Below are 14,934 nucleotides of genomic sequence, written 5' to 3' on the forward strand. Positions count from 1 at the left end.
GCAAATAGTAATCATTGGAAAAGCCTCAATGATGGAAGTTTCGCTTTATCCCGCATTAACAGGCTGTAAGGAAGCCTGATGATAAATGTAATGAAAAAGAAATGTGGTGAGCCAACAGCCTGTAAATGCCCGATTGCGACGCACAGGATGTGCTAGCAAAGGAGTTGCCACAGGATGTGGCGGTTTTATTCTGTGTTCTGCAAAATAGTAATCATTGGAAAAGCCTCAATGATGGAAGTTTCGCTTTACCCCGCATTAACAGGCTGTAAGCGAGGCCTGATGATAAATGTAATGAAAAAGAAATGTGGTGAGCCAACAGCCTGTAAATGCCCGATTGCGACGCACAGGACGTGCTAGCACAGGAGTTGCCACAGGATGTGGCGGTTTTATTCTGTGTTCTGCAAAATAGTAATCATTGGAAAAGCCTCAATGATGGAAGTTTCGCTTTATCCGTTTTAGTGTAAAGTGATACAATGAACATGGTTAAAAGAATATTGGAGGGTAATAACTCATGAAAACTAAACTTGGTTTGCTTTATGGTGGAAAATCTGCGGAGCATGAGGTTTCTATGCAGACGGCTTTAGCGGTCATTAAAGCTCTCGATTTAGCAAAGTTTGATATATATCCGATTTACATAACAAAAGATGGTTCATGGATTAATGGACCAAAGTTAACAGGTCCTGCCGAGAACGTGGAGGCTTTGACATTTTCACCGGAAAAATCTAGCTCGCCTCTTGCCCTGCAAGCACATTCAACTGATGAAGATAGTGAATCAACAGGGTATGACGTAATTTTCCCATTGCTTCACGGACCGAATGGAGAAGATGGAACCGTACAAGGGATGCTGGAACTGTTGAACCTTCCTTATGTAGGGAATGGCGTTTTAGCTTCTTCAGCAGGAATGGATAAGGTCATCATGAAAAACATTTTTGCCCAGGCAGGACTACCTCAAGTGAAATACACTTGGTTCATTCGTTCCGAATGGGAGAAGAATACTGAAAGTGCCATCAAAAAGGTAGCGGATGAATTGGGGTACCCTTGTTTTGTCAAACCTGCCAATTTAGGTTCAAGTGTCGGTATCAGCAAATGTAATGATGCTGATGAACTGGAAAAAGCGGTAGCGGAAGCTTTTCAATTCGATCGGAAGATCATCATTGAAGAAGGGGTCATTGCTCGTGAACTCGAGTTTGGTATTCTTGGTAATGATGAACCGTCTTGTTCAGTGGCAGGCGAGATCATCCCTAAGAAAGATTTTGCCTTCTATGATTATTCAGCAAAATATGTAGACGGTAATTCAGCGATGGTCATTCCGGCGGAGATAACGGAAAGCGAGTATGCAGCTTTATCCGAAATGGCCATTACTGCCTTTAAGTCATTGGATTGCTCTGGATTGGTCCGCGCAGATTTCTTCTTGACGCATGAGGGGCAAATCTATATTAATGAAGTGAATACAATGCCTGGCTTTACTCCTTTCAGCATGTTTCCGTTATTGTGGAAGCACACAGGTGTCGACTATCCAGCGTTAATTGAAACACTCGTGAAACTTGCCTTGGAACGTCATCAGGAAAAACAACAAATCAAATATACAGTTTGATCATGCAGGTAAAGTATCAGTAAACTCCCAATCCATCATGCCTTGATTTGATGGATTCCAATCAGCAGGAACCGGTGCGATTTAAACTGGTTTCTGCTTCGTTTGGTTAACGGAGAGCGATTAACGGTTCGATGAATGTAGGAGGAACAAAATGATAAAGAGAACGTTAAAACAAGTACATGAAATGGCAGAGGGATTGAATGATATCAGTCCATTCCAGTCCAAAGGAATTAATGGGGTTACCATCGATTCAAGAACGGTTAAGGAAGGATGTTTGTTCATTCCGCTTAAGGGAGAGAAGGTTGACGGCCATGAGTATGTCAAGCAGGCTTTAGCGCAAGGGGCTGCAGCTTCCTTTTGGCAAAGGGATGTTCCGAATCCTCCTGATGATTTACCGATAATCATTGTCGAAAACACTGAGAAAGCACTTCAGCAATTGGCGCGTTCTTACCGCCAGGAGTTGAATATAAAAGTCATTGGGATAACAGGGAGCAATGGTAAGACCACTACGAAAGATATGACCGCTGCGCTGCTGGCCACTGCCTATAAGGTTCATAAAACCAATGGAAACTTCAATAATCATTTAGGTTTGCCGCTAACGATACTTTCTATGGCACAGGATACGGAAGCGGCTGTTTTGGAAATGGGGATGAGCAGCCGCGGTGAAATCGAGTTCTTATCCAAAATGGCAAAGCCTGATGTAGCGATCATTACCAATATCGGTGAATCACACTTATTGGATTTAGGATCACGCGAGGAAATCGCGAATGCGAAGTTGGAAATTGTCGAAGGTTTGGCGAAAGATGGAACGCTGATATATCATGGTGATGAACCATTGCTTCGCAATCGGATCAAAAAGGATTTTCCTGATTTAAACGTAATATCTTTTGGACGTACGGAAGAAAATGATTTATATCCACAGGCCATTAGCCAAGGGGCGGACAGTACCGCGTTTACAATCGCAAGCGGTGATAAGGAGATCGGTTATGAGCTACCTGTGTTAGGTCATCATAATGTTCTTAATGCGTTGGCGGCCATCTTGGTTGCTAAAGAATTCAATGTGGATGATTCTTCGATCCGTAAAGGCCTATCGACCATTCAGTTGACTAATATGAGGATGGAATTGGTTGAAGGCGCAAAAGGGCAGAAAATCATCAATGATGCATATAATGCCAGTCCAACTTCAGTCAAGGCGGCAGTGGAGTTGGTTGAGGGCTTATCTGGATTCGAGAATAAGATCCTTGTATTGGGAGATATGTTGGAGTTAGGGCCGCAGGAAAAAGACTTTCATACGAAAATTGGTGAATTGATTTCCAATGAGCGGATTGATAAGATTTTCACATATGGTCCTTTAGCCGAGTTTATTGCCAAGGGAGCGAGCAAGTCCTTTTCATCGGAGCAGGTTCGCCCTTTTCAAGATAAGCAGGAGCTTATAGAGGAACTTAAGTCGTTCACACAGGAAAATGACATCATACTTGTTAAAGCTTCCAGGGGCATGAAGCTGGAGGAAGTCGTTCAAGCTCTACAAAAATAAAAAATAAAGAAAAGGCCGTTTCTTTTTTGAAACGGCCTTTTTTATTGTCTTTAAAACAGTGTCCCGGCTATAATGCAGATGTCATCGTTAATCACTGAATGCCTCATCCTTGAGACCAATAGCTCCTGAAGAAGGTCATTTGTATCGAGATGGACATTTTCAATGAATTCCCTCTCGATATTGTCAGTTCGGTCAATGGCGGAAGGTGTGGGCGTTTTAGACAGTCCGTCTGTATAGATGATGAAACGGCTTCCTGGTTCATAATGAAAGACTATTTTTTTTATGGGCAATTCGGGGATCAGTCCGCTTGGGGTGGCCCCTTCGTTTAAGTTGAGAATTTGATTGGTGCATGGGGAATACAAAAAGGCCGAAGGAAGTCCGTAGTTCACATATTCGATGAGTCGATCCTTTGTATTCACGTATGCGATGAAGGCTGTAATACGAGCATGTTTTTTGTTTTCCCGATTAACTCCTTGAAATAGGTCCTGAATATGTTTGCCCAGTTCCTCTGTTATGTAAATGGGGTCTTTTACCCGTTTGATAAGGTCGGGCATCAAAGTCCTTATGGACATGTTTATAAGTGCTGTGTGGATGCCTTTTCCAAATACATCGATCATGATGAAGCCGTATATCCTGTCGCCGACCTCGGCCCAGTAAAATAAATCCCCAGAAAGCTCACTCGAAGGCTGAAAAAGGCCTTTGACCTCTATATCTTCATTATTGATCGACAAAGGTAAACTTGAAAGTTGAATCCCCTTTGCAATTCGCAGGCTCCTTGCTGATTTTTGGTGTATCTTTTCAAGCTCTTGCCCCTTCATTTTTGCCGAAAACAATTGCATGCTGATGTTTTTGAGTGACTTTAATTTAATCCGGACTTCTACTGAATCGGCAGGGACTGCCATGGTTTCATAAAAGGTCTTTTCCGGTAAGGCCTGAGGGGGCTCCATTCCTAAAGCGCGTTTGTAAATGAATAAGATAGGGATTTCGTGAGATTCAGCTAAGGCAAATAAAGAAGTTTGCTGCCAAGAATCTGTTGATATGTGCAAAGGCAAAATAAATAATGATTTCATTAAGTCCGATGAATCTTCGAATAGATGACTTTGATTGAGTGGATCCTCCAAAAAAGTGACTTTCTTGTTCATTTTCTTTAAGATTCGACCAAAATCCTTACATAAAGGAACATCTATTGTGAATATGTTCATATAACCCCCCGTTGATTTGTTGATAGGTCAATCATACTGCATTTAGACTAATTTACTATAATTTTTATACAAAAAGATGAAATTTTCGAAAAATGAATGATCCCATATACCTGGAAATTCATTCATGATAAGCCCTTTCCTCCAACGGGGGTAATCGTTAGATTTAATCCTTCTTGAAAAAGGTTTGTTGAAACTATTTGATTTAAACTCATATCATATATAAATGGGGATGTTCGTTTTGTGAAAAATTCACATGAATATAGTTAGTGGTTTGGAGTGGTCTATCCTGAATCGTTATTTTAAAACAGGAATAGGTTACTGAAATCCTTCCAACTGGATTCCTTAAGCCAACTGTCGTTTGCAGTCTGAATCCACTTACGCATGATAGGTTATAGTAACTGAGGTAATTCTGTTGAATAAATCAGCTGCACAATTATCAGGTGGAGATATCCAATTTAACCGTTTTTAAAACGATCTAAAGTTTTAGTAACTCTGAATGGGGCGATATCCTTTATTGCATTAACAGTTTGAAAATGGTAATATGAGTATGAGTTTAAATGTCTTATCATTGATGATTATTTAAATTAATCAGGTTGAGGCAACAAAATTGTATGTTCTTACATGTTTCATGAGTTCATTCTTGAGATTATTTTAGATTAAATAGGCCGCGCGTCTGGTCATATATAAAAGCTGCATCTCTTGGCGGCTTTAGTAGCTATTAGGGAATCAAGCCGCATTTAAGCGCTTTTCCACTTCTGCAAATCCTCAACGCACCGGGCCTGTTTTGTATAAGAATCTTGGCTCTCGTCAAGTTTTGTTCATACAGCCTTTTTAAGTCTGATGAATAATAGGTGCAGCAGCCCTCACCTGAATAAAACGGTGAAACACCCGTTTATGCTACTTTTAATTTTCCATATTGAATTTAATTTTGGTTACATGTACTTTTAAAAAGATGAGCGTATGTAAATGATAAGTCTACACGTGCGCGAAGTTAAAAATGCCGGTGAATGTCCGTACTGGTATATTTCCTTTTTAAAAAATCATATTGAGTTCATTTGAACTAAAAGGCAGACATACTTTTAGGTGATAATGATAAACTTTTTATAAGAGATAAAGAAGAACATCCGTCATGATGATGAGGATTTGAACTAAAACATCTGTGCATGATATGCACGTGTAAATTTACGATATAAAAGGAGTACGAAAACATTGACATTGTTTAGCGAATTAGGATTAGATAGAACGTCCATGAAATCAATTGAAAAAATGGGATTTGAGGAAGCGAGCCCGATTCAAGCCCAAACGATACCTCTAGCACTTGAAGGTAAAGATATAATCGGTCAAGCGCAAACAGGAACAGGTAAAACAGCAGCATTCGGTATTCCATTGATGGAAAACATCGATATTAATAACGAAAACGTACAAGGGATCGTCATCGCACCTACACGTGAGCTTGCGATTCAAGTTTCAGAGGAACTTTTCAAGCTTGGTTACGGAAAACGTGCTCGTGTACTTGCAGTTTATGGTGGACAAGACATCGACCGTCAAATCCGTGCTTTAAAGAAAAAACCACATATTATCGTTGGTACGCCTGGTCGTTTTTTAGACCATATCAAACGTAAAAATATTAAATTAGGCGGAGTTCACACTGTAGTTCTAGATGAAGCGGATGAAATGCTTAACATGGGATTCATTGAGGATATCGAATTGATCCTTTCAACGGTTCCTGACGAAAGGCAAACATTGCTTTTCTCAGCTACAATGCCTGATCCGATCCGTAAAATTGCTGAAAGATTCATGCAGGAACCCGTTCTTGTACGTGTAAAAGCAAAAGAAATGACAGTGGATCGTATCGAACAATATTACTTGGAGTTAAAAGAAAGTGAAAAATTCGATACACTTGCACGCCTTTTCGATATTCAAACACCGGATCTTGCCATCGTCTTCGGACGTACGAAACGCCGTGTGGATGAATTGGCATCTGCATTGAATATCCGCGGCTATATGGCTGAAGGCATTCATGGTGACCTTAGTCAGGCAAAACGTCTATCCGTTTTGAAAAAATTCAAAGATGGAAACATCGACGTACTTGTCGCTACTGACGTTGCTGCACGTGGACTTGATATTTCCGGCGTTACTCACGTATACAACTTTGATATCCCTCAAGATCCGGAAAGCTACGTTCACCGTATTGGACGTACAGGACGTGCGGGTAAACATGGTATAGCCATTACGTTTGTAACACCAAGAGAAAGAGGCCAACTGCATGCAGTTGAACATACAACGAAAAAACGTATGGAGAAACTTAAGACTCCTACGTTAACTGAAGCGTTGGAAGGTCAACAAAAAGCAGTAACGGAAAAAATTCTTAATACAATCGAGAATGAGGATTTAACATTATACCTTGGTCAAGCGGAAGAATTATTACAAAAACATAGTGCAGCGGATTTAGTTGCAGCCATGCTTAAATCAATGACAAAAGAACCGGATCAAACGCCTATCAAGTTAACGGAAGAATCTCCATCTCCAATGCGTCGCAATCGCGGTGGCAGCAGTTCTTCTGGCAACAGACAGCGCAATGGCCGCAGTTCTTCAGGCAGAAAAGATTACGGCAGCGGATCAAGTAAACGCCCAAGCACGAACCGTAAATCGAATGGTTACGGAAACCGCAGCACGAGCCAAAAAAGAGAAAAAACAAATAAGATTTAATTGAATTGGAAATGCCGCTCATTTGAGCGGCATTTTTTTATGTGCATCTCCAACTTCTTCATGTAAGGTATCCGCGGTTTTTGGATGGAATGCCCACAGCCTTTGTTTGAAAAGGGGTTAATTTCCAGTATTTAATTATAGTATAATGGATGAAAGCAAGGATGGATGATGAAGATTCAATTAGCATTACCTGTCCGGAAGAGGAGAAGCACATGGAACCTGAAAATCGCATATCGAATAAGGCCTTGACCGTATGGAAAATCAGTGGTCTTATAAGCTGTTCAATAACCTGGATTATAAGCATCGCCGTACTCGTGCTTACAATCATTTTTGATTGGACATATTGGGTGTTTGGCGCGTTGCTCCTAATTTCAATAATCCAATCCTATCTGGCCATCTTTCTGATTCCGTCGGTGAAATGGAAGAGGTGGCGTTACGAAGTAAGAAATACTGAAATTGATATCCAAAGTGGTATTTTCATCATTAAAAGAACACTCATACCCATGATAAGGGTTCAGCATGTTGAAACGAAGCAAGGGCCATTATTAAGAAAATACGATTTAGCCTCCGTTGAAATTTCCACTGCAGCGACCCTTCATGTTATCCCTGCATTGGACCTTGCAGAGGCAGATGAATTGCGGCATTATATTTCGAGAATGGCAAGTGTGGAGGAAGAAGATGTCTGAACCTAAAAGGCTTCACCCCATAGCTGTATTGCTCAACATCATTAAATCGATTAAGGAGTTAGTCATCCCTTTTTTATTAGTTGTCGTCATTCCTGGGAAGAATGAAGGAATTCCTGGATGGATACAACCGCTAGTCATTGCCATTATTATACTTTTGATTATAGGGAATGCATTCCTTCAATGGTTACGCTTTACATATCGGATAGAAGAGGGAGAATTCAGAATTGAGTCCGGGGTATTCGTAAGGAAGAAACGGTATATAAAGTTTGATCGGATTCATAGCATAGATATATCAGAGGGCATCATCCAGAGGGTATTCAGCCTGGTGAAGCTGAATATTGAAACGGCAGGCGGGTCTCAGGCGGATGCCATATTATCAGCCATAAGGAAAAGTGATGCTGATCGACTCAATGCTTATATAAGTGAGGAAAAAAATGCGAATAACCCATCTGATAAAGATGAAGTCGCGGATAATGAAATTGTTGCAAAATCATCTTCCGTTTTTAAGCAGACGCTGCCGCAGTTATTCGCTATGGCTGCCACTTCGGGAGCAGTAGGTGTCTTCCTATCCGGGGCAGTCGCTTTTATTTCACAGTTCGATGAAATGATACCTTTTCAGAGAATATTTAAGGATTATGAAGATTTTATTGAAATGGGGACCTTCATTCTGACCTTGTTTGCCCTTGTGGCTTTATTGGCGGTTTATGTGCTGGCCACATTAAGTATGGTAATTAAATACGCTTCCTTTACCGTGATAAAAACGGATGAGGAGATCGTTATTTCCAGGGGGCTTCTCGAGAAAAGACGGCTGACAATCCCTATCCATAAAATTCAAGGTATCCGGATCATGGAGAATTTAATTCGAAAGCCATTGGGATTGGCGACGGTTTATATTGAATATGCGGGAGGGAGCATGGAAGATAAAGAAAGTCTTTCCATCATGCTGTTCCCTTTAATCAGAAAGAAGCATTTACAGGGAAAAATCCTGGAAATTTTACCGGTTTATGAAACGGATACGAAGATGAAACCAATACCCAAGCGTGCACTTTCCAGGTATGTGTTTCGAAAGTTTCTATACCTTATCCCGATCATCGGTGCCTTGGTATGGTTTTTCAGACCTTGGGGTTATCTTTCCATCATGCTTGTACCGTTGGCGGTTTTTTGGGCATACATGCAATATAGAGATGCAGGTTGGAGCATAGAAGGGAATTTATTGCTATTGAGCAGCCGTTTTTTCTCGAAGCAAACATTGATCATGCAGAGAAGCAGAATTCAATCAATCACATATAAAAAAAGCTGGTTTCAAAATCGAAAAGAATTAGCCACCATTACAGCATCGATTAAATCAGGAATTACCTCCCGGGTCGGTATGGTTGCTGATGTGGAAGAAAAGGATTGCCTAATAATTAAATCATGGTATTCACCTAAAAAAGCAGTCGACTCCCAATGATTGAAGGGAAGAGTCGGCTGTTTGGCCTACCATTTTTTTCTTAAGAATAATGGAGCTGTTAAAAAGCCGTTTGCCATTCCAGCCAAATGACCGACAACGTTGATATGCGGTTGGATGAAAGTCATGATAATGGCAATTCCGGTCAATGTATATACTGTATTTCTTTCGTTGTTCGTAAAATTGGTTTTATTGAACAGTACAAGATATAGAAAGAATCCGAGTAAACCAAAAATTGCTCCGCTGGCACCTACGTGGTTATATGTCAGTGGGTTAATCAGGAAGGTTGCGATATTGGCAAGGATCCCTGTCGATAAAAAGAAAATTGAAAACTTGAAGGCTCCAAGTAACTTCTCCAGGAATGGACCAAAGATGGCAAGTGAGAATCCATTAAACAGTAAATGTGTAAACGTGCTATGTAGAAAGATGGGGGTGATCAAACGCCACCATTGTCCATCAGCGATGTATAAATTCACACCTGTGCCATAATAAAAGAGTACATTGCCGGGAAGTACGGGGAAAAGGACGATAACGAATACAAGCATCATAATGAGTATGAGCACAGTTACAGCTCGATAAGAATTTGCATATTCGCGGAAGCTTTCTGTTCTTGTAAACATAAATTCCTCCTTATATCGTTTTTAATTGGATACAATATTATCATTTTCATGTAAAAGAGTCCTCCTAATGATATGCAACTTATTAAATTAATAGAAGAGGTGTCAAAGTGATTAAAGGTATAGGCGTGGACATTACTGAGTTGGATAGAATGGAAACATTGATTAATCGGCAACCCCGTTTAAAGGAGCGTATATTGACGGAAAGTGAAATCTTGATTTTCGAAAAGTTAAATGGAAGAAGAAAGGTCGAGTATTTTGCTGGCCGTTTTGCAGCTAAGGAGGCATTTTCAAAAGCGAACGGTACAGGGATCGGTAAGCACTTATCCTTTTTGGATATTGAAATCATCTCGGATGATAAAGGAAAGCCGGTGATTTCAAAGCCGTTTTCTGAAGGGGTCCATCTTTCGATTAGCCATAGCAGGGATTATGCGGTTGCTCAAGTCGTAATTGAAGGGTGAGTGGAGTTTTGTCCAATCGGGTCATAAACCTTAAGGTTGTCTCATATACATTTAGTGCTATAGGGAGACAAGGCCCGGTAAAAGGTACATGGCAGAGTAGGTGCTCTCGAAAAGTTTTTAGCCGGATCGAGAAATGGTCCTGTCTAAAATACTGAGGAATTTAAGACATCAGTCGAGCCAATGTCCGGATCCTGCCTTTTCCTCTCCCTTTTACGTTCAAATGACAAAAAGGGGTTGAAAAGATGAAGAAGATGGTAATGCTTTTTGCAGGGATCATGCTCTTGCTTGCTCTTTCTGCTTGCGGCCAAAAATCGCAGAGTGACGTAGTTAGTGAATTGAATGAGAAGCTTGGTGAAATGAAAGGATATAAAGCTAACGCGAAGATGACATTAAAGATGGGGACGGAACCTCAAGTGTATAATGTGGAGATTTGGCATAAGGACCCTTCTTTTTACCGCGTGAATCTGAAAAATGAAGAGAAAGATCAAAGCCAGATGATTTTGAAAAATGATGATGGTGTATACGTTTTGACGCCTGCTTTGAATAAAAGTTTTAAATTTCAAAGCGAGTGGCCGGAGAACAGCAGTCAGGCCTATTTGTTCGAGTCGTTGGTGAAAGACATTACGGAAGATAAAAGTGCAACATATAAAGAAACGGATAAACACTATGTCTTTGAAACGAAAACGCGCTACCAAAACAATAAAATGTTGCCATATCAAGAGATTACTATAAACAAAAAGGATTTATCCCCAGTCAGTGTAAAAGTCATGGACCCTGATAGGACCGCTTTGGTTCTTGTTGAATTCTCAAAAGTAAAATTCGATACGAGTTTTGATAAAGATTCATTTGACATGAAGAAAAACATGACAAGTGCACAACTTGAAGCTCCCGTTATGGCAGAAGTCCAAAATGAGGGGTTTGCAGTGAAATACCCTGAAAATATTGGCGATATGAATTTAACGGAAGAAAAAGAAATTACGACGGAAAAGGGAGAACGTGTCGTTTTGACCTATGAGGGTACAAAAAGTTTTACATTAGTTCAGGAAAAAGCTGAGGTAGTCCAAACTTCCGTTTCGACGAATGTGAATGGAGAACCTGTTGATTTGGGTTATACTGTCGGGGCAATGACGGGAAATACGATTGCATGGACTTTTGAAGGTGTCGATTACATGCTAGCATCAAAGGATTTGTCACAGGAAGAGATGATAGAAGTCGCCCGTTCGGTTGGGGAAGATCCAGTCAAATAGGATTACATAACAAGCTGATGTTTCCCGTCTCCTTACGAAGGTTTTCTTCTGGGAAGGATAGGCGGGAAAGCGGCTTGTTGACCTTTTTAACCCATTATTCGATTTAGGCTGGCAGCCGGGAAATGAGGATCAAGGTGAAAAAGCACTTTATCTTTCTAGCGGTTGGTTATAGAATGGTCCTATAATGAAACGAAAACTTCTCTACTGGGAAGAATCTTATGGTGAGTATAGGAAAGAAGGAAAAGGTCTTGGAAACGAAAGTATTTCATCGAGATACGTGGGCAGAAGTAAATTTGGATAATATTTTTGAAAATATCTCTTCAATGAAAAAAAGTCTGAAAAAGGGCGTTAGTCTTTTCGCTGTCGTCAAAGCCAATGCTTATGGCCACGGGGACTATGAAGTGGCTAAAACGGCGCTTGATGCGGGGGCGGATTTTTTAAGTGTAGCTTTTTTGGATGAAGCTCTTGCCTTACGGAATAAAGGTATATTGGCTCCGATTCTTGTCCTTGGGGCTTCTAGGCCTGAAAGTGCAGCGCTTGCTGCCGAGCATGGTATTTCCGTGACGGTTTTCGATGAAGCATGGTTGGAGAAGGCGAAGGATTTGTTGAAACCGGGACAAGTTTTGCAAATCCATGTAAAAGTGGATAGCGGCATGGGGAGAATCGGCATTCGAGATAAAGGTCAACTCATGAAAGTGGAAAGTTTGCTTAAGAGGGAAACTTGTTTCAATTTCCAAGGGATATTCACTCATTTCGCGACTGCGGATGAAATGAAGACGGACTTATATGAAAAGCAGCTTGCCTTTTTTAAAGGGATGCTTTCCGAATTGACGGGAAAGCCGGAATATGTTCATGCAGCCAATAGTGCAGCTTCTCTAAGGTTCACCGATTCAGAATGGAATGCAGTAAGAATGGGGATTTCCATGTATGGTTTGAGTCCTTCCATGGAGATGAAGCCGATATTGCCATTTCCATTAAAACAGGCTATATCATTGAGAACGGAGATGGTCGCGGTTAAACAGCTTGCTAAGGGTGAAAGCGTTAGCTATGGAGCGACTTATACGGCTGAAGGTGATGAATGGATTGGAACTTTGCCAATCGGATATGCTGACGGCTGGATCCGTAAGCTGCAAGGTCAGGAAGTTCTTGTGGATGGAAAAAGAGTGCCCATAGTCGGAAGGATTTGCATGGATCAATGCATGATCAAGCTGCCTGGACCATCCCCTGTAGGAACTGTGGTCACATTAATCGGGAATGATGGGGATGAATCGATTACTGTCGATGAGATAGCGGCAAAACTGGAAACGATCAACTATGAGGTGACATGCATGATAGGAGCAAGAGTGCCCCGCATATATTTGAAAGACAATCAGGTGAATCATGTACGCAACTCCATTTTGGAATGAGCGGATTGTAAAAAAATCCTAAGATTGTGAATAAGATTTCCTTTATTATGCTGATAATAGGATTGAGAATAGAATATACTCTTTGCAGATAGGCATTTTAATGGTAATATTGAAAAGGATATATAATAAAGGTGTGTAGTGATGGTGGAGGTGTATGTTTGTGTCTGAATCCAGCGCAACAAGAGAGATATTAATTCGATTACCTCAAAATTTTTTAACAGAGTTAGACGGGTATGCGAGTGAGGAAAATGTGAATCGCAGTGAATTTATTTATCGTGCCACAAAAATGTATCTTCGCGAACGTAAAAAGAAAGAGTTTCGTGAATCGATGAAACGCGGTTATATTGAAATGGCGGCCATTAATTTAACGATTGCTTCTGAAGCCTTCCAGGCTGAATTCGAGGCTGGTCATTGCGTTGAACGATTAGTTAGCGGAGGCTGAGCCATTGATTGTTGTTAAGCGTGGTGACGTATACTTCGCAGACCTTTCCCCGGTAGTCGGTTCAGAGCAGGGTGGAACCCGTCCGGTGCTAATTTTACAAAACGATATTGGTAATCGCTTTAGTCCGACTGTGATCGTGGCAGCCATTACAGCTCAAATTCAAAAAGCGAAATTGCCTACACATGTTGAGATTAATGCAAAAAAGTACGGATTCGAACGGGATTCCGTCATTTTATTAGAACAGATCCGGACAATCGATAAGCAGCGTTTAACTGATAAAATTACGCATCTTGACGAACCGATGATGCAAAAAGTCAATGAAGCTTTGCAAATAAGTTTAGGCCTCATTGAGTTTTAAAGAAAATTTTTCCCGTTAAACCGGGCGTTATTATAATACAAATCATTCTTGATGTTATTTAGATGGCACGATTCCTGCAACTGTGGGGATCGTGTTTTTTTTGTCAAATAACATAAACATATCCAAAAAGTATACAGCAGGAAATATGAAAAATTTGACGAATAAAAACAGTATACAATAAGATATTTGAAAGTTTTTTATAGTATCCTCCAAACTTTTCTTGGAATGATGTTTTTCTTACCTGAATTTCGGGTATGTAGTTATGTTGTAAATACCTAAAAAAAGCAAAAGTGCAGTGGAGAAACTCGAAGGAAATCCAAATGGAAATAACATTACAGTTAGTTAACATCCTTGTGACGTGGACAGGGAAACATAGCAATTGTGTTAGAATGGGAGGATATTATGAATCAATTGGTTTACGATTTTATTAAGCAAAATCAAGATTACATCCTTACTGAGTGGATGGGCATCATGAAGGAAAGTACGGACGAAAGATTAATTAAAGTTGTCTCAGATCGAATGTTCACGCAAACGAGCAGTGAATTTATAGATATGATCATCACGAACGTTGATAGTAAAAACAAGGAATTCACATTGAAGCTTTCAGATTTTGCCGAGAAAGTCGTCCAATTGGGATGGCCTCTTACTTTCGTCAATGAAGGACTTCATAAGTTCACGTTAATTGTCATTAATGGGATGGTGGAAAAGGGTCTCGTTACTCCTGATAATCAAGTCAATCTCGTTAACCATTTGGATAAATGGTCGACACCGATAAATAATGAAATAGTCAATATATATACTCAAACTTGGGAAAGAACCGTTTCCATGCAAAAAATAGCGTTGCAAGAACTTTCGGCACCGCTCATTCCTGTATTGGAAGGAATTACGGTAATGCCGCTGATTGGTACGATTGATACGGAACGTGCCAAACAGATAATGGAAAACCTGTTGACTGGCGTGGTTAAGCATAGATCTGAAGTCGTTCTTATTGATATTACGGGCGTGCCGGTCGTGGATACCATGGTTGCCCACCATATCATTCAAGCAGCGGAAGCAGTCCGATTAGTGGGCGCCAAATGTATACTATGCGGCATCCGCCCTGAAATAGCTCAAACCATCGTTAATCTTGGCATTAATTTAAATGAAGTGATTACAAAAAATACGTTGAAAAAAGGGATAGAAGTTGCGTTGGAATTAACGAGCCGTAAGATCGTAAAGGTGGAGGGATAAG

General features: G+C 40.5%; 13 protein-coding genes. 11 read left to right on the top strand and 2 right to left on the bottom strand.

Translation table 11 applies throughout. The features are described 5' to 3' along the window. Positions 1-511 precede the first annotated feature (511 nt). Positions 512-1,594: a D-alanine--D-alanine ligase gene (locus tag AC0VX1_RS01420; protein WP_063574489.1), complete on the top strand. Its 1,083-nt coding sequence runs from the start codon at positions 512-514 to the stop codon at positions 1,592-1,594. A 151-nt stretch (positions 1,595-1,745) separates the two neighbouring features. After that, positions 1,746-3,128: a UDP-N-acetylmuramoyl-tripeptide--D-alanyl-D-alanine ligase gene (locus tag AC0VX1_RS01425; protein ID WP_475469645.1), complete on the top strand. Its 1,383-nt coding sequence runs from the start codon at positions 1,746-1,748 to the stop codon at positions 3,126-3,128. 50 nt (positions 3,129-3,178) lie between these two features. Here the strand turns inward: AC0VX1_RS01425 and AC0VX1_RS01430 are convergent, their stop codons facing one another. Continuing rightward, positions 3,179-4,330, bottom strand: a complete 1,152-nt coding sequence (locus AC0VX1_RS01430) for a PP2C family protein-serine/threonine phosphatase (protein WP_475469646.1) — start codon at positions 4,328-4,330, stop codon at positions 3,179-3,181. 1,209 nt (positions 4,331-5,539) lie between these two features. On the opposite strand from AC0VX1_RS01430, the gene cshA reads away from it, so the two are divergent. From cshA to AC0VX1_RS01445, 3 genes are all read left to right on the top strand, one after another. Then, a complete protein-coding gene (gene cshA / locus AC0VX1_RS01435; RefSeq protein WP_475469647.1) occupies positions 5,540-7,039 on the top strand; it encodes a degradosome RNA helicase CshA in 1,500 nt (499 codons plus the stop codon). 212 nt (positions 7,040-7,251) lie between these two features. Further along, positions 7,252-7,725, top strand: a complete 474-nt coding sequence (locus AC0VX1_RS01440; protein ID WP_475471677.1) for a PH domain-containing protein — start codon at positions 7,252-7,254, stop codon at positions 7,723-7,725. Then, positions 7,718-9,175 (top strand): PH domain-containing protein, encoded by a 1,458-nt coding sequence (locus tag AC0VX1_RS01445; RefSeq protein ID WP_475469648.1) that lies wholly within the window; start codon positions 7,718-7,720, stop codon positions 9,173-9,175. The genes AC0VX1_RS01440 and AC0VX1_RS01445 overlap by 8 nt, the downstream gene beginning before the upstream one ends. Before the next feature lie 26 nt (positions 9,176-9,201). Here AC0VX1_RS01445 and AC0VX1_RS01450 read toward each other — a convergent pair whose 3' ends face one another. Beyond that, positions 9,202-9,792: a rhomboid family intramembrane serine protease gene (locus tag AC0VX1_RS01450; protein ID WP_475469649.1), complete on the bottom strand. Its 591-nt coding sequence runs from the start codon at positions 9,790-9,792 to the stop codon at positions 9,202-9,204. A gap of 107 nt (positions 9,793-9,899) precedes the next feature. On the opposite strand from AC0VX1_RS01450, the gene acpS reads away from it, so the two are divergent. The 6 genes from acpS to AC0VX1_RS01480 all read left to right on the top strand — a co-directional run bounded on the left by acpS (position 9,900) and on the right by AC0VX1_RS01480 (position 14,933). Then, entirely contained in the window at positions 9,900-10,250 is a 351-nt protein-coding gene (gene acpS, locus AC0VX1_RS01455) for a holo-ACP synthase (protein ID WP_053537119.1), read from the top strand. A gap of 242 nt (positions 10,251-10,492) precedes the next feature. Continuing rightward, a complete protein-coding gene (locus AC0VX1_RS01460; protein WP_053537120.1) occupies positions 10,493-11,497 on the top strand; it encodes a LolA family protein in 1,005 nt (334 codons plus the stop codon). A 218-nt stretch (positions 11,498-11,715) separates the two neighbouring features. Next, positions 11,716-12,903 (top strand): alanine racemase, encoded by a 1,188-nt coding sequence (gene alr / locus AC0VX1_RS01465; RefSeq protein WP_475469650.1) that lies wholly within the window; start codon positions 11,716-11,718, stop codon positions 12,901-12,903. Between the two features lie 160 nt (positions 12,904-13,063). Beyond that, positions 13,064-13,345, top strand: a complete 282-nt coding sequence (locus tag AC0VX1_RS01470; RefSeq protein ID WP_034306380.1) for a CopG family ribbon-helix-helix protein — start codon at positions 13,064-13,066, stop codon at positions 13,343-13,345. 7 nt (positions 13,346-13,352) lie between these two features. Next, complete coding sequence (locus AC0VX1_RS01475) at positions 13,353-13,703, top strand: type II toxin-antitoxin system PemK/MazF family toxin (protein ID WP_034306610.1); 351 nt, start codon at positions 13,353-13,355, stop codon at positions 13,701-13,703. 402 nt (positions 13,704-14,105) lie between these two features. Next, positions 14,106-14,933 carry an RsbT co-antagonist protein RsbRA gene (locus tag AC0VX1_RS01480; protein ID WP_413011695.1) on the top strand — a complete coding sequence of 276 codons (828 nt, stop codon included), beginning with the start codon at positions 14,106-14,108 and terminating at the stop codon, positions 14,931-14,933. Position 14,934: the final 1 nt, after the last annotated feature.

It is taken from the genome of Peribacillus sp. QJM3NY_7, from assembly GCF_056173225.1.

Excerpts from the sequence above, each read along its gene's own strand:
- AC0VX1_RS01420 (WP_063574489.1), top strand. The coding sequence starts at position 512 with ATGAAAACTAAACTTGGTTTGCTTTATGGTGGAAAATCTGCGGAGCAT.
- AC0VX1_RS01425 (WP_475469645.1), top strand. The coding sequence starts at position 1,746 with ATGATAAAGAGAACGTTAAAACAAGTACATGAAATGGCAGAGGGATTG.
- AC0VX1_RS01430 (WP_475469646.1), bottom strand. The coding sequence starts at position 4,330 with ATGAACATATTCACAATAGATGTTCCTTTATGTAAGGATTTTGGTCGA.
- AC0VX1_RS01440 (WP_475471677.1), top strand. The coding sequence starts at position 7,252 with ATGGAACCTGAAAATCGCATATCGAATAAGGCCTTGACCGTATGGAAA.
- AC0VX1_RS01445 (WP_475469648.1), top strand. The coding sequence starts at position 7,718 with ATGTCTGAACCTAAAAGGCTTCACCCCATAGCTGTATTGCTCAACATC.
- AC0VX1_RS01450 (WP_475469649.1), bottom strand. The coding sequence starts at position 9,792 with ATGTTTACAAGAACAGAAAGCTTCCGCGAATATGCAAATTCTTATCGA.
- AC0VX1_RS01460 (WP_053537120.1), top strand. The coding sequence starts at position 10,493 with ATGAAGAAGATGGTAATGCTTTTTGCAGGGATCATGCTCTTGCTTGCT.
- alr (WP_475469650.1), top strand. The coding sequence starts at position 11,716 with ATGGTGAGTATAGGAAAGAAGGAAAAGGTCTTGGAAACGAAAGTATTT.
- AC0VX1_RS01480 (WP_413011695.1), top strand. The coding sequence starts at position 14,106 with ATGAATCAATTGGTTTACGATTTTATTAAGCAAAATCAAGATTACATC.